Source organism: Streptococcus sp. 27098_8_103, from assembly GCF_041432345.1.
In the GTDB taxonomy this organism is placed as follows: domain Bacteria; phylum Bacillota; class Bacilli; order Lactobacillales; family Streptococcaceae; genus Streptococcus; species Streptococcus mitis_BV.
Genome location: NZ_JAPVZK010000030.1, coordinates 1 through 22,898, shown reverse-complemented (window position 1 = coordinate 22,898; position 22,898 = coordinate 1). Strand labels below are relative to the sequence as shown.

Annotated in this window: 22 protein-coding genes; 6 read left to right on the top strand and 16 right to left on the bottom strand. The window is 41.3% G+C overall.

Annotated elements, in window-relative coordinates; translation table 11 throughout:
• Nucleotides 1-74 precede the first annotated feature (74 nt).
• From O3599_RS08435 to O3599_RS08405, 7 genes are all read right to left on the bottom strand, one after another.
• Nucleotides 75-1,301: an MFS transporter gene (locus O3599_RS08435; RefSeq protein ID WP_004254988.1), complete on the bottom strand. Its 1,227-nt coding sequence runs from the start codon at nt 1,299-1,301 to the stop codon at nt 75-77.
• A gap of 121 nt (nt 1,302-1,422) precedes the next feature.
• Nucleotides 1,423-1,707 (bottom strand): bacteriocin immunity protein, encoded by a 285-nt coding sequence (locus O3599_RS08430; RefSeq protein ID WP_004254985.1) that lies wholly within the window; start codon nt 1,705-1,707, stop codon nt 1,423-1,425.
• Between the two features lie 230 nt (nt 1,708-1,937).
• Nucleotides 1,938-2,801, bottom strand: coding sequence for an Rgg/GadR/MutR family transcriptional regulator (locus tag O3599_RS08425; RefSeq protein WP_020901821.1), 864 nt, complete (start codon nt 2,799-2,801; stop codon nt 1,938-1,940).
• A 103-nt stretch (nt 2,802-2,904) separates the two neighbouring features.
• Nucleotides 2,905-3,915 carry a tRNA (adenosine(37)-N6)-threonylcarbamoyltransferase complex transferase subunit TsaD gene (tsaD, locus tag O3599_RS08420; protein WP_371512552.1) on the bottom strand — a complete coding sequence of 337 codons (1,011 nt, stop codon included), beginning with the start codon at nt 3,913-3,915 and terminating at the stop codon, nt 2,905-2,907.
• A complete protein-coding gene (gene rimI / locus O3599_RS08415; RefSeq protein WP_020901819.1) occupies nt 3,905-4,342 on the bottom strand; it encodes a ribosomal protein S18-alanine N-acetyltransferase in 438 nt (145 codons plus the stop codon). The genes tsaD and rimI overlap by 11 nt, the downstream gene beginning before the upstream one ends.
• Nucleotides 4,339-5,022: a tRNA (adenosine(37)-N6)-threonylcarbamoyltransferase complex dimerization subunit type 1 TsaB gene (gene tsaB / locus O3599_RS08410; RefSeq protein WP_371512550.1), complete on the bottom strand. Its 684-nt coding sequence runs from the start codon at nt 5,020-5,022 to the stop codon at nt 4,339-4,341. The genes rimI and tsaB overlap by 4 nt, the downstream gene beginning before the upstream one ends.
• 103 nt (nt 5,023-5,125) lie before the next feature.
• Entirely contained in the window at nt 5,126-5,341 is a 216-nt protein-coding gene (locus O3599_RS08405; protein ID WP_000282478.1) for a hypothetical protein, read from the bottom strand.
• 279 nt (nt 5,342-5,620) lie between these two features.
• Between O3599_RS08405 and O3599_RS08400 the strand changes: the two genes are divergently transcribed.
• Both O3599_RS08400 and rnjA read left to right on the top strand, forming a co-directional pair.
• The gene (locus tag O3599_RS08400) at nt 5,621-5,854 is read left to right on the top strand and encodes a DNA-dependent RNA polymerase subunit epsilon (protein WP_000639571.1); all 234 of its coding nucleotides are present in this window, start codon (nt 5,621-5,623) and stop codon (nt 5,852-5,854) included.
• A 1-nt stretch (nt 5,855) separates the two neighbouring features.
• Nucleotides 5,856-7,535 (top strand): ribonuclease J1, encoded by a 1,680-nt coding sequence (gene rnjA, locus O3599_RS08395; protein WP_261012088.1) that lies wholly within the window; start codon nt 5,856-5,858, stop codon nt 7,533-7,535.
• A gap of 289 nt (nt 7,536-7,824) precedes the next feature.
• On the opposite strand, the gene mnmG is transcribed toward rnjA, so the two are convergent.
• The 6 genes from mnmG to O3599_RS08365 all read right to left on the bottom strand — a co-directional run bounded on the left by mnmG (nt 7,825) and on the right by O3599_RS08365 (nt 15,396).
• Complete coding sequence (mnmG, locus tag O3599_RS08390; RefSeq protein WP_371512547.1) at nt 7,825-9,738, bottom strand: tRNA uridine-5-carboxymethylaminomethyl(34) synthesis enzyme MnmG; 1,914 nt, start codon at nt 9,736-9,738, stop codon at nt 7,825-7,827.
• 9 nt (nt 9,739-9,747) lie between these two features.
• Nucleotides 9,748-10,203: an NUDIX hydrolase gene (locus O3599_RS08385; RefSeq protein ID WP_371512545.1), complete on the bottom strand. Its 456-nt coding sequence runs from the start codon at nt 10,201-10,203 to the stop codon at nt 9,748-9,750.
• A gap of 140 nt (nt 10,204-10,343) precedes the next feature.
• On the bottom strand, nt 10,344-11,465 hold the full coding sequence (gene mnmA / locus O3599_RS08380; RefSeq protein WP_371512543.1) for a tRNA 2-thiouridine(34) synthase MnmA: 1,122 nt from the start codon (nt 11,463-11,465) through the stop codon (nt 10,344-10,346).
• Nucleotides 11,466-12,322: 857 nt separating this feature from the next.
• On the bottom strand, nt 12,323-12,952 hold the full coding sequence (locus O3599_RS08375) for an ABC transporter ATP-binding protein (protein WP_049500733.1): 630 nt from the start codon (nt 12,950-12,952) through the stop codon (nt 12,323-12,325).
• Nucleotides 12,949-15,057: a bacteriocin-associated integral membrane family protein gene (locus O3599_RS08370; protein ID WP_371512541.1), complete on the bottom strand. Its 2,109-nt coding sequence runs from the start codon at nt 15,055-15,057 to the stop codon at nt 12,949-12,951. The genes O3599_RS08375 and O3599_RS08370 overlap by 4 nt, the downstream gene beginning before the upstream one ends.
• Before the next feature lie 54 nt (nt 15,058-15,111).
• Complete coding sequence (locus tag O3599_RS08365) at nt 15,112-15,396, bottom strand: lactococcin 972 family bacteriocin (protein ID WP_100910945.1); 285 nt, start codon at nt 15,394-15,396, stop codon at nt 15,112-15,114.
• Nucleotides 15,397-15,778: 382 nt separating this feature from the next.
• Between O3599_RS08365 and O3599_RS08360 the strand changes: the two genes are divergently transcribed.
• Nucleotides 15,779-16,642: a helix-turn-helix domain-containing protein gene (locus O3599_RS08360; protein WP_371512538.1), complete on the top strand. Its 864-nt coding sequence runs from the start codon at nt 15,779-15,781 to the stop codon at nt 16,640-16,642.
• Nucleotides 16,643-16,693: 51 nt separating this feature from the next.
• Here the strand turns inward: O3599_RS08360 and O3599_RS08355 are convergent, their stop codons facing one another.
• On the bottom strand, nt 16,694-17,344 hold the full coding sequence (locus O3599_RS08355; protein ID WP_371512537.1) for a LysM peptidoglycan-binding domain-containing protein: 651 nt from the start codon (nt 17,342-17,344) through the stop codon (nt 16,694-16,696).
• A gap of 239 nt (nt 17,345-17,583) precedes the next feature.
• On the opposite strand from O3599_RS08355, the gene sdaAB reads away from it, so the two are divergent.
• Genes sdaAB through O3599_RS08340 form a run of 3 tightly spaced genes read left to right on the top strand, consistent with a single transcriptional unit; the run spans nt 17,584 to nt 19,790 of the window.
• Entirely contained in the window at nt 17,584-18,255 is a 672-nt protein-coding gene (gene sdaAB / locus O3599_RS08350; RefSeq protein ID WP_000838912.1) for an L-serine ammonia-lyase, iron-sulfur-dependent subunit beta, read from the top strand.
• 8 nt (nt 18,256-18,263) lie between these two features.
• Complete coding sequence (sdaAA, locus tag O3599_RS08345) at nt 18,264-19,136, top strand: L-serine ammonia-lyase, iron-sulfur-dependent, subunit alpha (protein ID WP_020902659.1); 873 nt, start codon at nt 18,264-18,266, stop codon at nt 19,134-19,136.
• Between the two features lie 21 nt (nt 19,137-19,157).
• Nucleotides 19,158-19,790: an HAD-IA family hydrolase gene (locus O3599_RS08340; protein ID WP_371512535.1), complete on the top strand. Its 633-nt coding sequence runs from the start codon at nt 19,158-19,160 to the stop codon at nt 19,788-19,790.
• A gap of 246 nt (nt 19,791-20,036) precedes the next feature.
• Here O3599_RS08340 and O3599_RS08335 read toward each other — a convergent pair whose 3' ends face one another.
• On the bottom strand, nt 20,037-21,887 hold the full coding sequence (locus O3599_RS08335) for a nucleoside-diphosphate sugar epimerase/dehydratase (protein WP_247939697.1): 1,851 nt from the start codon (nt 21,885-21,887) through the stop codon (nt 20,037-20,039).
• Between the two features lie 85 nt (nt 21,888-21,972).
• Nucleotides 21,973-22,803 carry a glycosyltransferase gene (locus O3599_RS08330; protein WP_247939698.1) on the bottom strand — a complete coding sequence of 277 codons (831 nt, stop codon included), beginning with the start codon at nt 22,801-22,803 and terminating at the stop codon, nt 21,973-21,975.
• Between the last annotated feature and the right edge of the window lie 95 nt (nt 22,804-22,898).

The following is a 22,898-nucleotide window of genomic DNA, read 5'->3' as shown; positions in this document are numbered from 1 at the left end:
TAACAGTCTGCTGATTGTAGCCATCATAAACAGACTGGAATCCAGTCTCAAACATATAATATACACATTCTTCGCTAAATGTTTTCACGGATATTCAAGAGTATGATAAAGGCAGCTAGAAGAAATAGCAATAAAACAAAGCTAACTGCCAGAGTTCCAAAGCTAGTAGCAATGGTTACCAAAGCTATTGTAAATAAGCTAGGTAAAACAACTGTAATGGCACCGATAGAGGATTGAACTGCTCCCATTGACTCCTCAGGTATTTGTTTAAAAATGAGTTCCTGTAATCGAGGAGAGAGGATACCTGCGAAAAAGGCATCCAAGGCACTAAAGATAAGAATCCAGTCAAAACGAACTGCCACAAAGCCAACTAAAAGGAGTAATTGGATAATAAGCGAGGCATATAGGGCTAGTTTTATGGAGATTGTATTCTTCAGATAGCCACTCACAAGGCTTCCGACAATAAGGGCTGACAATTCAAGGGTGGATAACAAGGCAAGAGATTGACCTGTTTGTAAATTCAAAAAGGGCTGATTCCTCAAAAACAGAGTAGAAACAGGAACTGTAACATTTATCACTGCTTGACTAATAGAGATAATAAACAAAACCAAGAGCACCTTATTCATATTCCATATCAATTTTGATGATTGGAGCAGATGCTGGCAAAAGGATTTTACAGAGAGTCCTTCTTGATAGCTAATCGTTTTTTCTACTTTCAAGAGGTCTGTTTTTATGAAAAGAATACCTAAAAATGCGATTAAAAAGGTCAGAGCATTCAGTAAGGAAATAGACTGGATAGATAGAATACCTAGTAAGACTCCTCCTAGAATATTACTGATTGTTTTCACTAAACTAACAGTTGACTGTTTAAATCCAATAGCTTCTGCCAGATGGTCTTGCCCAATAATTCTAATGAAAATCGGAGTGAGCATGGCGCCTGAAAAATAACTCAATGTGTCAGATAAGAGGTTAATCAGACAAATAAATGCTACTAATAACAAGGAAAAGGACTGCCCTGAAAGTGATAAAGAAACGATAGAGTAAAGCAAAAATTTTGCAAAACTAATCATTGTATATTTTAGGACACGATGATGTTGAAAATCCGCCAAAACTCCCAGAAAGATTTGCAGAACTTGAGGAAGGGTTTCTGAAATCGTGATCAGTAAAATCGCCAAAGGGGCAAAAGATGCATCTGCCACATAATTCAAAAAGGCCAGATAAAAAATCGTATCCCCAACCGTTGAAATCCACTGGTTGATGGTTAATTGCCTAAAATTTCTATTTTGAAGAAATACTTTCATCACAACTCCTTTTAAAGTTCCAGTGTATAGAAAACAAGACTTGGTTTAATATTGAACTCCAAGCCTTGCTCATATTCAGATTCATCCATTATATGATGTTCATGCCGTATTTTATAATAAATCATATCTTAAAAATACCAGACCACACTATTCCCTGCTTGTATTTAGCTTCTTTCTTTTGGACAAATTTTGCTAAATCCAACAACTCTGTCGGCGGTTCACCTTTAAAGCTCAACAATTCTTTAGAGACGGCAAAAGAAAGACGTACAGCTAACAAATCTTCATTAGTACTAGAGAACTGTTTTGCTGTTTCCAGCAATTGCTTCCTAAATTCTTCCGTCAAGCTAATTTCTTTATTATTGTATAGGGAATGAATTAACATTTGTAACTGACTTTGTTTTTCCATCGTTTACCTCATTTTATCTAGGACGCCAAGTTTCACTTTTAGTCCAGCCATTTACAGTATGCTCATAATTAAACATATACTGTACGAATTCCCATCTATAAACCACTTCTGCGACTTAGGATCTGCTTGAAGTGCTTTACAAGGATAGTATAACACGAAAATTAGCTTATTTTAGAAAATCGCATATTTGATATTTTTTCTTATAGAAATTTCAGATTTGCAATTGTTGACTACTCAATAAGTTCTTTGTATTGCTTCAAACGCAATTCGAAGAGGGCTAGCAATTGTGGATTTTCTAATACTTGCAGAGATTGGATAAATCTTTCAATCTCTTTTTGATTGCTTCCTTTGGTTTGAAGGAAAATCTTCATTTTCTTTAAAAACTGCCACAATACTTTTTCAAAAACATCGTATGGACGAAGCATGCTCTCTAGCTCAGCTTCAAAAATTGGGATATAAGAGAAAAGTTTACGCTCCATGAGTTCTGATATAATATTCAGAAATCCACTTTTCATATACAATCGATTATGTACCAACTCTTTAAATTCCCTAGATTTCTCAATTAAAGCGGTCGATAAAAATATCAAATCTTGATTGCTCAAGAAGGGCATGGTATTGCAAAAGAGATAGAGTTCAAACCAGGTCCAAGACTCAATAGCATAGAGATAGATAGTCAAAAACTCGCTATCTTCTTTTACTAATGGATAGTTCTTATTTAAGGAATGGAGTGCGTTTTTAATTACAATGGCATTCAAACGACGATAGGTCTCTGCCATCTGTTCTTGCTCGACTTCCTCCAACAGTTGCTCTAAACCAGCTATATCTTGGTGGGCAAAGCGATCCACAACCTTTCTACCAATCTGCATATGTAGGGATTCTTGATAATTGTTTAGCTTATGACCAAACTCATCAAAATTCATATTGATCCCTTGGATGGCTAGGATCAACTTATCCGCAGATAGCATAGACTGCCCTAGTTCAAACTTGGACAACTGAGAGGCTGTTAGACCAGCACAAGCCACATCTGACTGCTTGAGCTTTCTCGCCAAACGTAATTCCTTGTAAAATTCTCCCAACTCCATTCTCTCAATCATCTCACCACCTCCTATTCTTTATATATTATATCATTATTTACAATGATTTGTCAAAATATTCTGACATTTAAGAGGGCAAAAAAGCCAGCCTTGAGCTGACTCCTTATTCCATAGTATCAAAAGCAAGACTTGGTTTGGCATTGAGATCCAAGCTTGCAAAATTTTCTTTGTTCCACTCGCTGACGCTGGCATAGGCAATCATACCTGCATTGTCTCCGCAGAGACGCAGAGGGGGGATGATGACCTTGACATCTGTGATTTCGGCTGCTAGGCGTTCTCTGAGGCCTTTATTGGCTGCCACGCCACCTGCCACAACCAGAGTTTTAACAGGATATTTCTCCAAGGCTTTCTTGGTTTTAGCCATAAGAATATCCATGACTGCTGCTTGGAAGGAAGCACACAAATCCTCTGTAGACAAGCTTTCTCCCTTTTGCTCAGCATTGTGGTGAAGATTGATAAAGGCAGATTTCAAACCTGAGAATGAAAACTCCAGATTATCTTCCTTAATCATGGCACGAGGAAAGTCATAAATATCCTGCCCCTGATGAGCCAGCTCGTCAATCTCACGACCGGCAGGATAGGTCAAGCCCATGACACGGCCGACCTTATCATAGGCCTCACCAACCGCGTCATCTCGCGTTTCCCCAACAATCTTGTAGTCACCAGCCTCCGAAACATAAACCAACTCTGTGTGTCCACCGCTGACCAAGAGGGCTAGCAAGGGAAACTCCAAAGGCTCCACGCTCTGAGCTGCCATAAGGTGACCAGCCATGTGGTTAACGGGAATCAGCGGAAGTCCATGTGCCCAAGCAAAGGCCTTAGCAGCTGATAAACCAACTAGTAAAGCTCCCACCAAGCCAGGTCCATAGGTAACCGCCACAGCTGTTACATCGTCTTCGGTAATCCCTGCTTCTGCCAACGCCTCCTCGATGCAGGCTGTAATGACCTCGACATGGTGACGACTGGCTACTTCTGGCACTACGCCCCCAAAACGTTTGTGGCTCTCAATTTGACTAGCAATGACATTAGACAAGAGCTCATCGTCGTTTTTCAAGACGGCGACACTGGTCTCATCACAGGATGTCTCAAATGCTAAAATATATCTATCCTTCATCTATTTCTCTCTTCATGATAATGGCATCCTCGACTGGGTCATGGTAGTAGGCCTTTCGCTCAGCGATGACTGCCATCTTTTCTTTCTTGTAAAATGCTTGTGCTCGGTGATTTGACTTTCTGACTTCGAGGAAAATCTCCTTGTCTGTCGGCAATTGAGCAAACAAGGCTGATGCAATTCCCTGACCCTGATAGGTTTGTTTGACAGCGATTTGCAGGACTTCTGCCTCAAAAAGATTCTCCTGCACAGCTAGAAAGCCAATCACTTCTTCCCCATCATAAGCTAGAGCATACCAAGTCTGGTCTTGGGACAGGTCTGCTTGGATTTGTTCCAGCGTCCAAGGACTGACTGGGTAAACAGCTATCATAACAGCGTAGATGGCTTGAGCCAGATCAGGTTGCTGGTGAGTTCGTTTGATTTCTATCATAGGCGTTTAATGTAGGACTTACCAGACTCGGTATGGTTCTTGAGCCAGTTTTCCTCAGCCTCAACACGCTTGAGGTAGTTCGGCACAAAATCATGCAAGGAGTCTGCTTCCTTGTCCCAAGCCAAAAGAGCAAGATTGGCTGCATTAGGCAAGGTTTCTTTGTAATTAGTCCTTGGCAAGTGTTCTTGAATCTGCTCCACAAAGGGGGCAACTTCTCCGACAAAGGTTACCTGACTAGCACCCTTAACTTTCTCTAACACCTCTTCAAAAGATAGGTGCGCTTCTGGCATGACAGGTTTGGCATTTTCATAAAATCCTGCATAAACATTGTTGCGACGCGCATCCATCAAAGGAACGAACAAACCTTCTTGTTGGTAGGGCACCAGAGCCAAGAGGCTAGACATACCAACTAACTCGATGTTAAGAGTATGAGCAAGGGTCTTGGCAGTTGCTACCGCAATTCGCAAACCTGTGTAGCTACCTGGCCCTTCCGCCACAACGATTCTATCCAAATCCTTGGGCGTCCAGTTCACACTTGCCATCAAAAAATCGATGGCAGGCATGAGGGTAATACTGTGATTTTTCTTAATATTAATCGTCGTCTCGGCAAGAACCTGCTTGTCCTCTAAAATAGCGAGAGAAAGAGCCTTGCTGGACGTATCAAAAGCTAATACTTTCATAACACATTCCTATCTTTTTGTCTGCTTACTATTATACTACAAAAGCTGGCACATGGGAATTTTCTTTATTCCCAAACAAAAAGCCCCAGCATGAGCAGGGCATCTAAGCATTTAATCCAAAATAAAATACAAACCAAACGACATAGGTTACGAGGAGGAGAAAAAGCGAGTAGAGAGTCACAAAGGTAATCTTCCACAAGAACTTGGTTTGTCGTCGTTCCAGTTTGGCAAATAGAAGATTCCCCGCATAAACGCAAGCAACAAAAACAATAAAAGCTACCAAACGAGCTCCGATAGCAAAAGCAAATAAGTTATACATAGGGCAACCTCCTTGACTTAAAATCTATATGGAATTATGACAAGCGATAAATTTCACTTCCATTATCAACATAACACATTTTCTTTATTTTTACAAGCGCTTACTAAAGAAATCGTCCCCTGACTTTCTCGTTTCCGTCTTTTACTAATTTTTCATTTTGTGGTATAATTGAAATAATTGTAACGAATCAAGGTCAATCTAGACACAAAATGGAATGAAATCAAGCAAATCTATGCTAAAAGTTTGGAATAAGCTGACCTGTAAATAGAAAGGAACTATATGATTTACAAAGTTTTTTATCAAGAAACAAAAGAACGTAGCCCACGCCGTGAAACAACACGCGCACTATACCTAGACATCGATGCTAACTCAGAACTTGAGGGCCGTATCGCTGCTCGCCAACTTGTCGAAGAAAATCGCCCAGAGTACAATATCGAGTATATCGAACTCTTGTCTGACAAATTGCTAGATTACGAAAAAGAAACTGGCGCCTTCGAAATTACGGAGTTCTAATATGGCCTATACTCTTAAACCTGAAGAAGTTGGTGTTTTTGCCATCGGTGGTCTGGGAGAAATCGGGAAAAACACATATGGAATTGAATACCAAGACGAGATTATCATCGTTGATGCTGGGATTAAATTTCCAGAAGATGACTTGCTGGGTATCGACTATGTCATTCCTGACTACTCTTACATCGTAGACAATATCGACCGCGTTAAGGCTGTTCTGATTACCCACGGACACGAGGACCACATCGGTGGAATTCCCTTCCTACTCAAGCAAGCAAATGTCCCTATCTACGCTGGACCACTTGCCTTGGCTTTGATCCGTGGAAAACTCGAAGAACACGGCCTCTTGCGCAACGCCAAACTTTATGAAATCAACCACAATACTGAGTTGACCTTTAAAAATCTCAAGGCAACTTTCTTTAGAACGACTCACTCCATTCCAGAGCCTTTAGGGATTGTCATTCATACTCCTCAAGGGAAAATTGTCTGTACGGGTGACTTCAAGTTTGACTTAACACCAGTTGGTGAACCAGCAGACTTGCACCGTATGGCTGCCCTTGGGGAAGAAGGTGTGCTCTGTCTTCTGTCTGACTCGACAAATGCAGAAATTCCAACCTTTACCAACTCTGAAAAAGTCGTTGGCCAGTCCATCATGAAGATTATCCAAGGCATTGAAGGACGTATCATCTTTGCATCCTTTGCCTCAAATATCTTCCGTCTCCAACAAGCAACAGAAGCTGCTGTTAAGACTGGACGTAAGATTGCCGTCTTTGGCCGTTCGATGGAAAAGGCTATTGTCAACGGAATCGATCTTGGCTACATCAAAGCTCCTAAGGGAACCTTTATCGAGCCAAATGAAATCAAAGACTACCCTGCAGGCGAGATTCTCATCCTCTGTACAGGTAGTCAGGGGGAACCAATGGCTGCTCTCTCTCGTATCGCCAATGGAACCCACCGTCAGGTACAACTCCAACCAGGCGATACGGTCATCTTCTCTTCTAGTCCTATCCCTGGAAACACTACTAGCGTCAACAAGCTGATTAACATCATTTCTGAAGCTGGTGTCGAAGTTATCCACGGTAAAGTGAACAATATCCATACATCTGGACACGGTGGTCAGCAAGAGCAAAAACTCATGCTCCGCTTGATTAAGCCAAAATACTTCATGCCTGTCCACGGTGAATACCGCATGCAAAAAGTCCATGCTGGACTAGCAGTGGATACTGGTGTTGAGAAGGACAATATCTTTATCATGAGCAATGGCGATGTGCTTGCCCTTACTGCTGACTCTGCTCGTATCGCAGGTCATTTCAACGCCCAAGATATCTATGTCGATGGAAATCGTATCGGTGAAATCGGTGCTGCTGTCCTTAAAGATCGTCGTGATCTATCTGAAGACGGTGTCGTTCTAGCAGTCGCAACTGTTGACTTCAAATCTCAGATGATTCTGTCTGGTCCAGACATTCTCAGCCGAGGCTTTGTCTACATGAGAGAGTCTGGAGACTTGATTCGCCAAAGCCAGCGTATCCTCTTCAATGCTATTCGTATCGCACTGAAAAATAAGGATGCTAGCGTTCAATCTGTCAATGGTGCCATTGTCAACGCTATTCGCCCCTTCCTTTATGAAAATACCGAACGTGAACCGATTATCATTCCGATGATCCTCACACCAGATGAAGAATAATACTCTTCGAAAATCTCTTCAAACCACGTCAGCTTCGCCTTGCCGTATATATGTTACTGACTTCGTCAGTTCTATCTACAACCTCAAAGCAGTGCTTTGAGCAACCTACGGCTAGCTTCCTAGTTTGCTCTTTGATTTTCATTGAGTACAAGTCAACAAAACAGCCCCGTCTTCGGAGCTGTTTTTTCTATGCTTTCTTTTTAGATTAAAACTCAATAAAAATCGAAAGCAGACTAGAAGGCTAGGCGAAAGCATAACTTAAGTTAGGTGAGCCGAAGCCGACGACGTATCATTTTGATTTTTGAAGAGTTTTAGAAATACTACGATTTTTACCTTCAAGATACACCATCAAAATAGAAATATCTGCTGGGTTTACTCCCGAAATACGGCTGGCTTGGCCGATGGTTTCTGGATTGATGAGTTTGAACTTCTGACGGGCTTCGGTTGCGATAGAATCAATGTCATCCCAGTCAATATTGGCTGGAATGCGTTTTTCTTCCATGCGTTTCATCTTAGCAACCTGGTCCATGGCTTTGGAAATATAGCCTTCGTACTTGATTTCTGTTTCAATCAATTCGATAATCTTGTCATCCAAGTCCTCTGCAGCTGGTCCGATGAAGGCCACCACATCTTGGTAAGAAACTTCTGGACGGCGAAGAAATTCCTTGGCTGTCACCGCATCTGTCAACGGCTTGAAGCCCATCTCCTCAACCTTAGCATTGGTTTCTTTGACTGGCTTGAGTTTGATACTGTTTAGGCGCTTCATCTCATTGTCAAATTGATTTTTCTTGATTTCAAAGCGAGCCCAGCGTTCATCATCCACAAGTCCAATCTCGCGTCCCATCTCAGTCAAACGCATATCAGCGTTGTCATGACGGAGAATGAGACGGTATTCAGCACGACTGGTCAAAAGACGATAAGGTTCGATAGTCCCCTTGGTTACCAAGTCATCAATCATCACCCCGATATAACCGTCACTGCGCTTCAAAATCAACTCAGGTTTGTCTTGGATTTTCAGAGCCGCATTGATACCCGCGATAATCCCTTGGCCAGCAGCTTCTTCGTAACCTGATGTTCCATTTGTCTGACCAGCAGTGAAAAGGCCTGAGATTTTCTTGGTTTCCAAAGTCGCACGCAACTGGTGAGGCAAGACCATGTCGTACTCGATAGCATAACCAGTTCGCATCATCTCAGCATTTTCCAGACCTTTAATGGAATGAACTAGCTCACGTTGGACATCCTCAGGCAGACTGGTTGAAAGACCTTGGACATAGACTTCTTCTGTATTGCGCCCTTCTGGTTCTAAAAATAGTTGGTGGCGTTCCTTGTCCGCAAAGCGCACAATCTTGTCCTCAATTGACGGACAGTAACGAGGGCCCACTCCCTTGACTACACCTGTGAACATAGGCGCACGGTGGAGGTTGTTTTGGATAATCTCATGACTGGTACCATTTGTATAGGTCAACCAACATGGCACCTGGTCCTTGACATAGTCCTCATCACGTGAAGTATATGAGAAGTGATTAGGCGCTTCGTCCCCTGGCTGAATCTCTGTCACGTCGTAATTGATAGAAGAAGCCTTGACACGTGGAGGTGTACCCGTCTTGAAACGACCAATTTCAAGTCCCAATTCCTTGAGATTGTCAGCTAGGTTAATCGAAGCTAGACTGTGGTTAGGACCTGACGAGTACTTGAGGTCTCCGATGATGATTTCCCCACGGAGTGCGGTTCCTGTGGTCACGATAACAGCCTTAGCAGCATACTCTTGATGGGTAGCTGTACGTACACCGACAACCTTGCCATCTTCCACCAAAATCTCATCAATCATGGTTTGACGAAGGGTCAAATTCTCTTGATTTTCAACTGTCTTGCGCATTTCCTTAGAGTAAAGCTCTTTGTCAGCTTGCGCACGAAGGGCACGGACAGCTGGCCCCTTCCCTGTGTTGAGCATCTTCATCTGGATGTAAGTCTTGTCAATGGTTTTGGCCATCTCGCCACCTAGGGCATCAACTTCACGCACGACAATCCCCTTGGCAGAACCACCGATCGAAGGGTTACAAGGCATGAAAGCCAGCATTTCAATATTGATGGTCGCAAGCAAGACCTTGCAGCCCATACGGCTGGCAGCCAAAGAAGCCTCAACCCCAGCGTGTCCCGCGCCAATTACAATAATATCGTATTCTTCAGTAAAATGATAAGTCATATTTCTCTCCTATTCCTCAAGATGAATGTGTCTTAGTTGGCCGTCCCATTCTGGTAGGGCTGTTTTTAAAAAGTCTGGAACTAGCTGGATATTCTGGAGCTGATCCAAGTCAATCCATTCACAGGGCTGCGATTTTTCATCTTCCTGCATGGTCAACGGGGCGTCCTCAAGTAAGTCCACCAAATAATGAAACTCGATATTGTGATAATAAACACCGTCCTGTTCAAAACGATTTTCAACCACAAAAACTAGCTGCCCAGCTTGAGCTTTGACACCAAGTTCTTCCCTCACTTCACGAACTACCGCGTCTTCCGTGCTTTCATTGACTTGAATCGCACCACCGATAGTATAATACTTGCCCTTATCTTTGGTGACTAGAAGCTTGCGATTTTGAAGAATCAAAGCTGTCGCCCGAACGCCAAAAATCGTATTTCCTACTTTTGTCCGAAAGTCTTGTTGAGTCATTTTTATCCTTTCCCTTAAACGACACAAAAACAGTCAAAACTCCAAAGAAGTGCAGGACAAAAAAGCCTGCAACATCCATGAGCTTTGACCATCATTTCTATTGCTTTTATTATTGTAGCAAATTGAGAAAATTTGTCAATCTAAATGTACTGACAAACTTGTCCATCGCGGTAGGCATTGTCAATCAAACCACCACCTAGACACTCTTCCCCGTCGTAAAAGACAACTGCCTGACCTGGTGTGATGGCGCGTTGCGGTTCTGCAAAGATAACCTCTGCCTTGTCTCCTTTGACATGGACGGTCACCTTAGAATCAGGCTGACGGTAGCGGAATTTAGCCGTACATTCGAGCGTAAACTCCTCTGGCATGTCACGAGTAAAGTGAACCTGACTAGCCTCAAGGCTGGTTGACATGAGCGAATCATGGTAGAATCCTTGTCCTACATAGAGAATATTCTTGCTCAGGTCTTTTCCGACAACGAACCAAGGTGCATTGTCACCACCGTGTTGCCCACCGATACCGAGACCGCCACGCTGACCAATCGTAGAGTACATAAGTCCTGCATGCTCACCCATATCGCGACCATCCACAGTCATCATGCGACCAGGCTGAGCTGGCAGGTAGTTGCTGAGAAAGTTTTTAAAGTTCTTTTCTCCGATAAAGCAAATTCCTGTCGAGTCTTTCTTCTTAGCAGTCGCAAGGCCTGCTTCTTCTGCTAGTCTGCGAACTTCAGGCTTTTCCAAATGTCCCAATGGGAACATGGTTTTTTGGAGTTGTTCTTGCGAAAGTTGACTGAGGAAATAGGTTTGGTCCTTGCCATTGTCCACGCCACGAAGCATATGAACAGTACCATCTTCATCACGCGCCACTCGGGCATAATGCCCAGTCGCTACATAGTCTGCCCCTAAGGTCATGGCATAGTCCAAAAAGGCCTTGAACTTGATTTCCTTGTTACACATAACATCTGGATTTGGCGTGCGTCCCGCACGGTATTCTGCTAGGAAATACTCGAAAACGCGGTCCCAGTACTCTTTTTCAAAATTGACAGAGTAGTAGGGAATGCCAATCTGGTCTGCTACCGCAGCCACATCCTTGTAATCTTCGGTCGCCGTACAGACGCCGTTTTCATCTGTGTCGTCCCAGTTCTTCATGAAGATGCCAATCACATCGTAACCCTGCTCCTTGAGAAGAAGAGCCGTCACCGACGAATCAACACCACCACTCATCCCCACAACAACACGTGTTTTAGAGTTATCACTCATGGTAAGTCTCCCATCTATTCGTTTATTTATACCCTCAAAATTCTATTTACTATGACTTTCAATAGAATTTATTTGAGTATAGTCATTTCGTTTGCTTTTAGTAGTAAAATGGTCTGAGAGACCATTTTAGCCTATCATCTTAAAATGAAAATATGATAGGCAATGAGTCGCAGGCATAACTTGAGTTCGCTCAATCAGTCTGGGAGACTGATTGAGGTTATAAATCAGACAAGCTCAGCTTGCATCTCATTTCGAGTTAACGACGTAATAAAAGATAAACGAAATGACTAGTTCACGATTGAAGGTCGTGTGTGCTTAACGATTGAAGGTCGCTTGAGCAGTATTCATTATAACATGCTTGGTTGGAGAAGACAAGAAAGAGGCTGTCAATCGACCAACCTCTTTCATAAAATAATCAATCCTTCAACAAAATCCATTGTTGAAATGCTGTTCTAAACCATTGATAGCTCAGATTTCCCAGAATAGAGCTGTCCTAACTATCGAACAGATTAAATCCATACATATCCACGCAATTCTATGTTTAGAATTGCCATAAAATAAATGTTTTAGGGATATTCTAAGTCTTTGACTGCTTAAAATTTTACGTTCTGAAGGATTTTAAAGCTAGAATAGCATAAAAATCATGAAAACTGAACTATTCGAAGCTTCAGAGTCATACGATTTCCATAGGAAGTATCTTTTTAGTACGTGTGGTTAGGAGGTAATTTTAGGGAATCTCCCAAAAACAACCGATTTCCTATTTTTATCAATCAAAAATGTTGATAAATGAGTGTTTTAAAATTAAATTTTAAAGGTATCCTTAAATTTAAAGATTTTTGATAAGATTTCTGTATTTTTTACAATTCAATGATACGATGACATTGTTGGGCTACATAAGCATCGTGGGTCACAATAATGACTGTTTTCCCCTCGCGATTCATCTCTAAGAGAAACTTCAAGACCAAATCTCTATTTTCAGGGTCCAGAGAACCTGTTGGTTCATCGGCTAAAATCAGCTGGCTGGGTTTTAAGATGGCTCTAGCAACTGCAATTCGTTGTTGTTCGCCACCAGACAACTCGGAGACCTTTTGATGCAACGTAGCTGACAAACCTACTCTCTCTAAAATCTCTTCCACCTTTTTGAGCTTGTCTTTCTTGGACAATTTCACATATTTCAGCGCCAGCATGAGATTGTACTCGACCGTTTCATCATCAATCAGGGCAAAATTTTGAAACAGATAAGAGATATGTTCACGGATTATTGTTTGCGACTTGGCAGAATTGACCGCTAGATTTGTCTGACCAAAAATCTCATACCGTCCGCTATAATCACCATCTATCAAACCTAATAAATTTAACAAGGTCGACTTACCACTACCACTTTTTCCAACGATGGCAACCAAATCTCCCTGATCAATCCTGAGAGATAAGTGATCCAAAATCACTTTTCCTCCAATGGTTTTGGTAATATTTTCCAACTCAATCATAAGATGCCCCCTTTCAATAACTCTACTAGACTTCTTTTCTCCATCCTAGAAGCCAAGACTAACACAAATAGTATATCCAGACATGTAAAGCCTGCAAACAGCAGGAGTGGCAAGAGCGCATGGGCAAAGAAAATCAATACTAGAAGAGGGAGACTATAGCCCAACAAAAGTAGAACGAGGAGAGGACGGTAGCGATCGACCAGTTTCCACCCCATAAACTTCTTGGTAATGATATCCCTGCGCTTCAACAAGAAAGTTGTTACTAGTAAGAAGTAGGAAATCATCATGCTAAGGAGACCAAACAAAGCAAAGAGTATATTAAGATTTCGAACTGCATCTCGATAAGAATCTACTTTCTCTTGTTGAATGGCTTGAATCGATGAAAATTTTAAATAATTCCCATCTGATAATTTCTCAACTAACTCCGTAATCACTTTTTGATTTTGTTCTGTATTTTCAACTTTCATCGGGTTATTTAAACCTGTCGTTGACAAACGAGTCTTTTCTTCCCACATCATGTCTTGATCATTTACTAGACTAATGATTGGATTGTGGAGATTTTCCTTTCGCTCATTGTTATAAGGGAAGAAAGACCAATCTCTTTCATAGTAGGCAATTTCTACATCCATATCTTCTATTGTTTGCTTTTGCTGATCTTCATACCTCATAGAAAGATAGGCGATGGATTTTCCCAAGAACTGATTCTTGCCTTCTTGTCCTTTATCACTGGCTGGCAACAAGATCACCTTTTTAGTGCCGATATCAGGTAGCTTAAAGCCCTGACTTTCTAAAAATTGACGGTTTGCATAGTAAACATCTACCTTATCAGGCAGTTGGTACTGCTGTACTTGTTCAGCTTTGATGACTGGTTTGATAGGAAGACTCGCACTTCGCACATAATTTACTTGTATTTTTGCTAGCAAATCTTGATAAAATTGGTAGAAATAATCTGTAGATTTCCCTGAACCTGCTAGCTCTTCCTGCCACAGGTTATCATTGAGTTGGAAGGTTTCTAAGGTCAAATAATTCCCTTGGCTTACCCACTGTTGCTGATAAGCAAGTTCTTTGTTTTCTTGTTCTAGACTTCTGCCTACCCCAATCAGTAAGGCCGTCAGTAAAATAGTTGTCCCTATTTTCATCACATAATTGAAGATGAGACCAAGTTTGACAGATGAAAAACCTTTCAACATGGAACTAACTGTCATTTTCTGAATCATCAGGTAGGTCAGCCAACTGATGAACAAATACAACTGTAAAAGAAGAAATTGGGATAAGAGTAAACTTGGGAACAGAAGTTTTGGCCTGTAGTCCAGCACTAAAAATAGTCCCAAGTCAATGACAAGACTTCCACCCAAGAGAAGATAAAAATTAGTCTTTACAAAACCAGCTAAAATCGCCCCGCTTTGAAAACCAAGTAACTTTTGAACCCCCACTCGTTTCATCTCCATCATCGGCTGATACACTGTTACTAACACAAGAAGTAAAATAGCCAAGACAAAAACAATGGCAGATAAAAGCAAATCTCGATTTATGACTTCCACTGCACTTTTATAGGTAGGCTCTAGCAAGGTAGCCTGGTCTATCTTGAAAAAATCGCTCCATTTCTGTACAATCCTATCCTTATCCATCTCTTGTGTAGAAGTTATCGTATAGCGACCATTTAAACTACGAGATGTATCCTTGATATAGGTTTGAAAAGTTATAAGCTGAATAGGCTTGGCTTTTAGAAAGGTCGGTATCGTACCAAGTTTATTAGAAATTTCTTTATTACTGTAGACTCCTTCACCATCTGTGGTAAAATCAAGAGAAGAAATCCCAAACTCTTGGTAGGGGAAGGTATCTTTATCAAAAACACCAGACTTGATTACCTCATCACCACTGTCTGTTTTGATGATGGAGACTTTGTACTCCTTTGATACATCCTCAAAAAATCGAAGAACAGACGCTGCAGGTTCGTTAATATCTTTCAAATACAAATCCAAAGAATCTACAGTCTTTCCCATTTCCCGAATCCGAACCGCTTCACGTGTGTAGTTTACATTAAAAACAAAAAAAGTGGTACACAGCAACAGCAGAAACATACAAAGATGACTGATTTTTTTCATAAAAGTACCTCCACTAAAGTTTTCCCTCTCCTAATAGGAGAGGGAAAATTTCACTTAAAATCCATAGAAATATTCTAATCCTGTTGGCGGAATTTTATTAAGGGAAGCTTGAGCCCAAACCTCGGGATCTTCACGATCCTTAGAGATTCTACCTCCATGCTTGACAGTTGCTGTATGAGATCGAGTAGAATGTAAATAATCAGAATATCCAAAAGTTCCTGTCCAACCTACTCCATAGTTCCATTGACCACCCTCAACCCATACTGCTAAAGCATTTGTAGTAGCAAGTATACCACATACCATTAAAGATGCAACACCAATTTTAACTAATTTTCTCATGATTTATTTCTCCTATTATCGAGAGCTGTTCCGTAAAAACAGCTATAGTAATTTATCAACAAGTATCGTAGTCCATTGGACTCGCCTTCCTTTCATTTTTACAACTAGCGCATTATATCGGCCAGTTCCATGGGAAAACCGTAGCAATGCTGAATAAGAAAGCAAGAATAACTAAAAAACGAAAAACTTTTTTATTCATACTCTTTCCCTCCTATCTGTATTTCGTATCTATAGTATACCTCTTCTTTACTCTATTTTAAAATTAGTTAACTTTTTTCACACACTATTTTAGTTTTCTTTTTTACTATTTCTGTTACTATGATACAATATTTTTAACTAGATTTTATTATTTGTTAACTTTTTTCACTAAAAGGAGAAAATCATGCGTTATGATTTCGGAAAGGTCTATAAAGAAATACGTGAGTCAAAAGGATTAACCCAAGAAGAGGTCTGTGGAAATGTCATCTCAAGAACCAGCCTATCAAAGATTGAAAGCGGCAAGGCAACTCCCAAATATGAAAATATGGAATTTCTTCTCCGTCAAATCAATATGAGTTTTGAAGAGTTTGACTACATCTGCCATCTCTATCAACCGAGCCAACGAACAGAAATCATACAAACTTATCTTAATATGAGTTCTATCATTGGCAACAGTAGTCTAGTTGATTTTTTTGAAACATGCCAAAACTATCTCAAGACCCATCATGACCTCCCTATAGAAGAAATCAGGGATATGCTGGAAGTTGTCATTCATATCCGTCAACATGGTACAGAGCAACTATCAGACCAAGTGAAACAGACTATCAAAAAACTTTGGGAAAAAATTGAAAAACAAGATACATGGTATGAAAGTGACCTAAAAATCCTCAATACCATCCTTTTCAGCTTTCCCATTGATCACCTCCATCTCATTACTGGAAAAATCCTGCAACGCTTAGAAGTCTATAAAAACTACCAACATTTATATGACTTACGAATGGCAATCCTACTCAATCTGTCCACCATTTACTTATATCATCAAGACAAAAACATGTGTCAACAAATCTGCTACACTTTACTGGAGGATGCCAAGAACAAGAAAAGCTACGATAGGCTTGCTATCTGCTATGTCCGTATTGGGATTTGTACAGACGATTCTAAACTTATCCAAAAAGGGTTCTCCCTTCTGGAGCTAACCGAAGAAACTTCTATGCTGTCTCATCTCAAAAAAGAAGTAGAGACCCATTATCAACCGAAGGAAATATAAAAAAGTCGAGGGATTTCCTCGACCTTTTCATATTATTCTGTTCGTTATTTCTTAATACCAGCCGTTGTTAAGCCAGAAGTTTTTAGCGGCTGACCATGAACCGTAACGTCCTGCAACATAGGCATCTGCTACACGTTCTTGGTTTTCAGCTGAGTAGTCACCGTTCAAGTATGAATCTGTCAATTGGTAACGTCCAATGTATTGGCCGTTTGTAGCTGTATAGCTACCACCTGATTCTTTTTGTGCAATCCATTCTTTAGCTTCTGCTTCAGATCCGCTTACAGTTGCAGCTGGTGCTGAAGTTTCTGCTGTAGCAACAGTTTCTTCTGCTGCAGGTGTGCTTGCCACTGGAGCTGCTTCTTCTGCTACTTCTGTAGTTTCTGCTGCTGGAGCTGAAACAGTTTCATCTTGAGCAGCTGGTGCTGCATAAGTAGTTGGCGCTGGTGTTGCAACAGGTGCTACAGGACCATCGATAACCAACTCTTGACCAACATAAATCAAATGAACGTTGTCGATGTGGTTGTTTTCTGCCAATTTCTCAACAGTTGTGTTGTGAGTTTCAGCGATTTCTGAAAGTGTATCACCTTCTTTAACAGTGTAAGTTGATGATTCTTGAGCAGATACAAATGATGGAGCAAATACTGCAAACAAGGCAGCTACTCCTGCAAGAGTTGTTTTAATCTTTTTAGTTGTTGATTTCATATTTGAAAATTCTCCTTCTTTCTATAGTTCTATCATACCCTTTAAATATTACCGTTTCTTGACACTTTTATGTAGAAATATTACAAAATTATTTTTTATTTCCCTAAATAAGCTATTTTTTGTTACAAAAGATGCTTTTTTATGCTATTTGTAGTGTAAAAAGGTTTTCATCCACAATTAAAGCCAAGACCTTCATTCTTTGATATAATAGAGATAAGAATTTTTATAAGGGGAAACTGATGAAATCACTTCGTTTTCAATCTGTCTTTGATATCATCGGACCAGTTATGATTGGCCCATCTAGTAGCCATACAGCTGGTGCTGTTCGTATTGGGAAGATTGTCTCTTCCATTTTTGATGATACTCCGACAGAAGTCGAATTCCAACTATTTAACTCATTTGCCAAGACCTATCGTGGTCACGGAACAGACCTAGCCCTTGTTGCAGGTATTTTGGGCATGGATACAGATGATCCTGAAATCCCAAACAGCCTGGAAATTGCCCACAAGCGTGGCATCAAGATTGTCTGGACCATTCAGAAAGACAGCAATGCCCCTCACCCAAACACCACTAAAATTACCGTTAAAAATGCTCATAAGACCATCAGCGTGACTGGTATTTCTATCGGTGGAGGGAATATTCAGGTCACCGAACTCAATGGCTTTGCCGTCTCTCTCAATATGAATACACCGACTATCATCATTGTTCATCAAGATATTCCAGGTATGATTGCCCTCGTAACAGAGGCTCTTTCACGCTATGGTATCAATATCGCCCAGATGAATGTTACTCGTGAAAAAGCTGGTGAAAAAGCCATCATGATTATCGAAGTCGACAGTCGCAACTGTGATGAGGCCATAGAAGAAATTCGAAAAATCCCTCATCTCCACAATGTCAATTTCTTTAAATAGGAGGAAGCATGTTTTATTCTATCAAAGAATTGGTCGAGCAAGCAGATCTGGACTTTCAAGGAAATGTCGCAGAACTCATGATTACAACAGAGTTTGAATTGACCGGTCGCGAACGTGAAGAAGTCTTCCTTCTCATGGAACGCAATCTGGAAGTCATGAAAGCCTCTGTCCAACTCGGCCTCAATGAAAATAAATCTCGTAGTGGTCTGACAGGTGGAGATGCTGCCAAATTGGATCACTACATCAAAAACGGAAAAACTCTGTCAGATTACACGATTCTCTCTGCTGCCCGAAATGCCATTGCAGTCAATGAACACAATGCCAAAATGGGCTTGGTTTGTGCCACTCCGACCGCAGGAAGTGCTGGCTGTCTGCCTTCCGTTCTAACAGCTGCTATTGAAAAATTAGACCTCAGCCACGAGCAACAGCTGGATTTCCTCTTTGCTGCTGGTGCCTTTGGACTAGTCATCGCAAATAATGCCTCTATCTCAGGTGCTGAAGGTGGCTGTCAGGCCGAGGTTGGTTCGGCCTCTGCTATGAGTGCTGCAGCCTTGACTCTAGCTTCCGGTGGAACACCTTATCAGGCCAGTCAGGCCATTGCCTTTGTCATTAAAAATATGCTGGGTCTCATCTGTGACCCTGTTGCCGGCTTGGTTGAAGTTCCCTGTGTCAAACGCAATGCCATGGGAGCTAGCTTTGCCTTCATCGCAGCAGACATGGCCTTGGCAGGTATCGAATCTAAAATCCCTGTGGATGAAGTCATCGATGCCATGTATCAAGTAGGAGCAAGCATGCCAACTGCCTTTCGTGAAACAGCTGAAGGTGGACTCGCTGCTACACCTACTGGTCGTCGCCTCCAAAAAGAAATTTTCGGAGAATAAGCTTATCAAATAGGAGAAACTATGACCTCTATCTCAGCTATCTTTTTTGATCTGGATGGAACCCTCGTTGACAGTTCTATCGGGATTCACAATGCCTTTACCCATACCTTTAAGGAGCTCGGGGTGTCTAGCCCTGATGCCAAAACGATTCGTGGTTTTATGGGACCGCCCCTTGAAAGTAGTTTTGCGACCTGCCTGCCCAAAGAACAAATCTCTGAAGCTGTGCAGATATACCGTTCTTACTACAAGGAAAAAGGAATCCATGAAGCTCAACTCTTTCCTCAGATTGTAGACTTGCTTGAGGAGCTATCGAGCAATTACCCTCTTTATATCACCACTACAAAGAATACTCCAACCGCTCAAGACATGACTAAAAACTTGGGAATCTATCATTTCTTTGATGGCATTTATGGTTCCAGCCCTGAAGCACCCCATAAGGCAGATGTCATTCGCCAAGCCTTGCAGATACATCAACTAGCACCAGAACAAGCCATCATCATCGGAGATACCAAGTTTGATATGCTGGGAGCTCAAGAAACAGGCATTCAGAAATTGGCCGTCACTTGGGGATTTGGAGAGCAAGCAGACTTGCTAAACTATCAACCTGATTATATCGCCCACAAACCCCTACAAATTTTAGAGTATTTTCAATAATATAATATAGACTGGGCAACAACTCATTTTCATACTCAATGAAAATCAAAGAGCAAACTAGGAAACTAGCCGCAGACTGCTCAAAACACTGTTTTGAGGTTGCAGATAGAACTGACGAAGTCAGTAACCATACCTACGGCAAGGCGACGTTGACGTGGTTTGAAGAAATTTTCGAAGAGTATAAGTCTCTACATAACAAAACGCATATTACCAAGGTTTAAGACCTGATAATATGCGTTTTCTTTTTTATTCAACATGGGTTGTTTGATTGGCAAAGGCGATAATAGCTTGCTTCAACTCATCTCCACTGAGAGTTCTGAACTCTTCAATCTTTTGATTGATGGCTTCTAGAGGCATAACATTAACCTTACCAACGAAAATCTTATCCATAACTTGGTTATCAACAAGTTCGGTTGATACCAAGAGTTCTTCGTAGAGTTTTTCACCTGGACGGATTCCAACTTCAACAATTGGAATTTCGCTCTCAGTGTGTCCACTTAGAAGGACCATTTTCTTGGCCAAATCATAAATCTTGACTGGTTTGCCCATATCAAGGATAAAGACTTCTCCATCCTTGGCATAGGCACCAGCATGGATAACCAAACGGCTAGCTTCTGGAATAGTCATAAAGTAACGGGTCATGCGGAAGTCTGTCACCGTTACAGGCCCACCTTCAGCAATCTGACGTTCAAAGACTGGAATCACACTACCACGGCTACCAAGAACATTTCCAAAACGAACTGCACAGTAGGTCGATTGGCTACGTTGGTTAAAGCCAGTGACAATCAACTCAGCCACGCGCTTAGTTGCTCCCATAACATTTGGTGGATTAACCGCCTTATCTGTCGAAATCATAACCATCTTAGGTACTTTGGCTTCATCAACAGCCTTAGCAACGTTGTAAGTTCCACGGATATTGTTTTTAAAGGCTTCTTTTGGATTGCGCTCCATCATCGGAACGTGCTTGTGGGCAGCCGCATGATAAACAATAGCTGGCTTGTACTGCTCAAAGACTTGCAACAAACGGTCATAATCTTGAATATCCGCAATCACAGGTACATAATCAATCCCTTGGAATTTACGAATCAGTTCATGATAAACAAGGTAGATTGAATTTTCCCCATGACCGAGCAAGACAATGCGTTCAGGATTGAAACGACTAACTTGGCGACAGATTTCAGAACCGATTGAGCCACCAGCACCTGTAACCAAGATTGTCTTACCTGTCAGTTCTGCGCCCAGACGCGATTCGTCAAGACGAATTTCCTGACGTCCCAAAAGGTCCGTAATATCAATTTTTTGGAAGCCAGTACCTGCTTGGTGAAGTCCTTGAACAACCGTTTCAACCTTAGGCATCTTGTAACATTTGACACCCAGCTTATTACACATCTGCAAGATACGTTCATATTCTGACGGGTCAAGCGACGGAATCGCAACGATAACACGCTCGATTTGATGGCGTTTAGCTAATTCAGGCAGTTCCTCATATGAACCCAAAACAGGGATTCCACCAAGTTTTTGACCCTTTTTCTTAGAATCCTTGTCCAAAATACCGACAAGTTCTAATTCACTGGTTGGATGTTGGTAGCTATCCATAAAGAGGGCCCCACCATCACCAGCACCAATCAAGAAGGTCCGACGGTGTTCTCCATCACCACTTCCCTTTTTGCGTTTAGAGTAGATTAACTGCCAAGTAATCCGTGGCAATAAAATCAAGAAGGTACTCAACAAGATAAAGAGTACGATGAAACGGATGGAGAAGAGTGGCAAGAAGGCATAGCAGATACTATATGACAGGATACTGCTGGCAGTCACACCAAAAAAGATTTTCATGAAATCCGTAATCTTGCTGTAACGACTAATACTAGCGTTCAACCCCCAAAATGCAATCATCAATTGATAGAACAAGAAGGCCAAACTCGTATAGATAATGTAGTCAACAGGTGCTGGATTAATCAAGCCATAGAATAAGATATAAGATACAATGATGGAAACCACCATACTCAAAATATCAAATATTCCCCAGAAAACCTGTTTTTGTTGTTTATTTAAAATTTCCACCAGATCAATCACATAATCTGTGAGTTTTTTGTTCATAGAAATTTACTCCTCCTTAAAAGAGCTGAATAGTTATATTGTTATTATAACACTTTTTCTCTAGTTTACGATTTGCTACAATCTTTTACTTGCTTTTTCGTAACAGTTTCATAAAAATAAACTGTCGGACAAATCCGGGACAAAGGGCAACAATCATCTGAATGGCAACACTCTTGGCATACTCCATGTAAGAAATTTGCCCTCTCTTCAGCATGCGCTGACGAGCTTGACGATAGAGTTTGAGGTAACGCAGTCCCCCACGACGCTCAAACATTCCTGCTCCAACACGAACCTTACACAAGATTTGATCCAGATTTCCAGTCTTAGCTCCTGCAGCAATCATATTGAGCCAGAGGAGGTCATCCTCCATATAAAGGCCATCCTCATAGTTGCCTGCCTTGAGAACCATGTCCTTCTTAAACATGACAGTCATGTGGTTAAAGGCACTTCTCATCCTTTGATAAGCCACAATATCTGCATGCTGGGTTGGAACACGACGGTAAGAAACAATCTCATCAGGATTGTCAATAAATTCTGCAATATGTCCACCTAATAGGTCGAGCTTGTCCTTCTCCATTAGCTGAACCTGTTTCTCAAAACGGTCTGGAACAGCTATATCATCCGTATCCATACGGGCAATAATATCATACTGACACTGCAAAACACCCTGTCGAAGAGCCAGACCCAAACCTTGATTCTGCTCAAGAGGATAGCGTTTCACTGGAATATCAGACCCAGCTTCAAGCTGGTCTAATACCTGATAGAGCTCAGGTGTCAAAGGTCCATCCTCAACCAGAACCAATTCGCTCGGTTTCAGGGTCTGATTTTGAACACTCTCAATAGCATCCTTTAAAAATGTCGGATTTTCCTTGATATAGACCGACATCAATACGCTGATTTTTTGCTTTTCAGACACAGTTTTTCTCCAATGTATAGATTTCCTTCCACTATTTTATCATAATTTTCAAGACTTTCCCATTTTTATCTTGAAAGCCCAAAACCTTACTTGAC

What these genes read in the sequence shown, in the direction of transcription:
- O3599_RS08375 (WP_049500733.1), bottom strand. Translation starts at nt 12,952, where the DNA reads ATGATTGAGTTGGAAAATATTACCAAAACCATTGGAGGAAAAGTGATT.
- rimI (WP_020901819.1), bottom strand. Translation starts at nt 4,342, where the DNA reads ATGATAGAAATCAAACGAACTCACCAGCAACCTGATCTGGCTCAAGCC.
- sdaAA (WP_020902659.1), top strand. Translation starts at nt 18,264, where the DNA reads ATGTTTTATTCTATCAAAGAATTGGTCGAGCAAGCAGATCTGGACTTT.
- O3599_RS08340 (WP_371512535.1), top strand. Translation starts at nt 19,158, where the DNA reads ATGACCTCTATCTCAGCTATCTTTTTTGATCTGGATGGAACCCTCGTT.
- O3599_RS08435 (WP_004254988.1), bottom strand. Translation starts at nt 1,301, where the DNA reads ATGAAAGTATTTCTTCAAAATAGAAATTTTAGGCAATTAACCATCAAC.
- O3599_RS08335 (WP_247939697.1), bottom strand. Translation starts at nt 21,887, where the DNA reads ATGAACAAAAAACTCACAGATTATGTGATTGATCTGGTGGAAATTTTA.
- mnmA (WP_371512543.1), bottom strand. Translation starts at nt 11,465, where the DNA reads ATGAGTGATAACTCTAAAACACGTGTTGTTGTGGGGATGAGTGGTGGT.
- rnjA (WP_261012088.1), top strand. Translation starts at nt 5,856, where the DNA reads ATGGCCTATACTCTTAAACCTGAAGAAGTTGGTGTTTTTGCCATCGGT.
- O3599_RS08405 (WP_000282478.1), bottom strand. Translation starts at nt 5,341, where the DNA reads ATGTATAACTTATTTGCTTTTGCTATCGGAGCTCGTTTGGTAGCTTTT.
- tsaD (WP_371512552.1), bottom strand. Translation starts at nt 3,915, where the DNA reads ATGAAGGATAGATATATTTTAGCATTTGAGACATCCTGTGATGAGACC.
- O3599_RS08400 (WP_000639571.1), top strand. Translation starts at nt 5,621, where the DNA reads ATGATTTACAAAGTTTTTTATCAAGAAACAAAAGAACGTAGCCCACGC.
- O3599_RS08365 (WP_100910945.1), bottom strand. Translation starts at nt 15,396, where the DNA reads ATGAGAAAATTAGTTAAAATTGGTGTTGCATCTTTAATGGTATGTGGT.
- O3599_RS08360 (WP_371512538.1), top strand. Translation starts at nt 15,779, where the DNA reads ATGCGTTATGATTTCGGAAAGGTCTATAAAGAAATACGTGAGTCAAAA.
- O3599_RS08355 (WP_371512537.1), bottom strand. Translation starts at nt 17,344, where the DNA reads ATGAAATCAACAACTAAAAAGATTAAAACAACTCTTGCAGGAGTAGCT.
- O3599_RS08425 (WP_020901821.1), bottom strand. Translation starts at nt 2,801, where the DNA reads ATGATTGAGAGAATGGAGTTGGGAGAATTTTACAAGGAATTACGTTTG.
- sdaAB (WP_000838912.1), top strand. Translation starts at nt 17,584, where the DNA reads ATGAAATCACTTCGTTTTCAATCTGTCTTTGATATCATCGGACCAGTT.
- O3599_RS08370 (WP_371512541.1), bottom strand. Translation starts at nt 15,057, where the DNA reads ATGAAAAAAATCAGTCATCTTTGTATGTTTCTGCTGTTGCTGTGTACC.
- O3599_RS08430 (WP_004254985.1), bottom strand. Translation starts at nt 1,707, where the DNA reads ATGGAAAAACAAAGTCAGTTACAAATGTTAATTCATTCCCTATACAAT.
- O3599_RS08385 (WP_371512545.1), bottom strand. Translation starts at nt 10,203, where the DNA reads ATGACTCAACAAGACTTTCGGACAAAAGTAGGAAATACGATTTTTGGC.
- mnmG (WP_371512547.1), bottom strand. Translation starts at nt 9,738, where the DNA reads ATGACTTATCATTTTACTGAAGAATACGATATTATTGTAATTGGCGCG.
- tsaB (WP_371512550.1), bottom strand. Translation starts at nt 5,022, where the DNA reads ATGAAAGTATTAGCTTTTGATACGTCCAGCAAGGCTCTTTCTCTCGCT.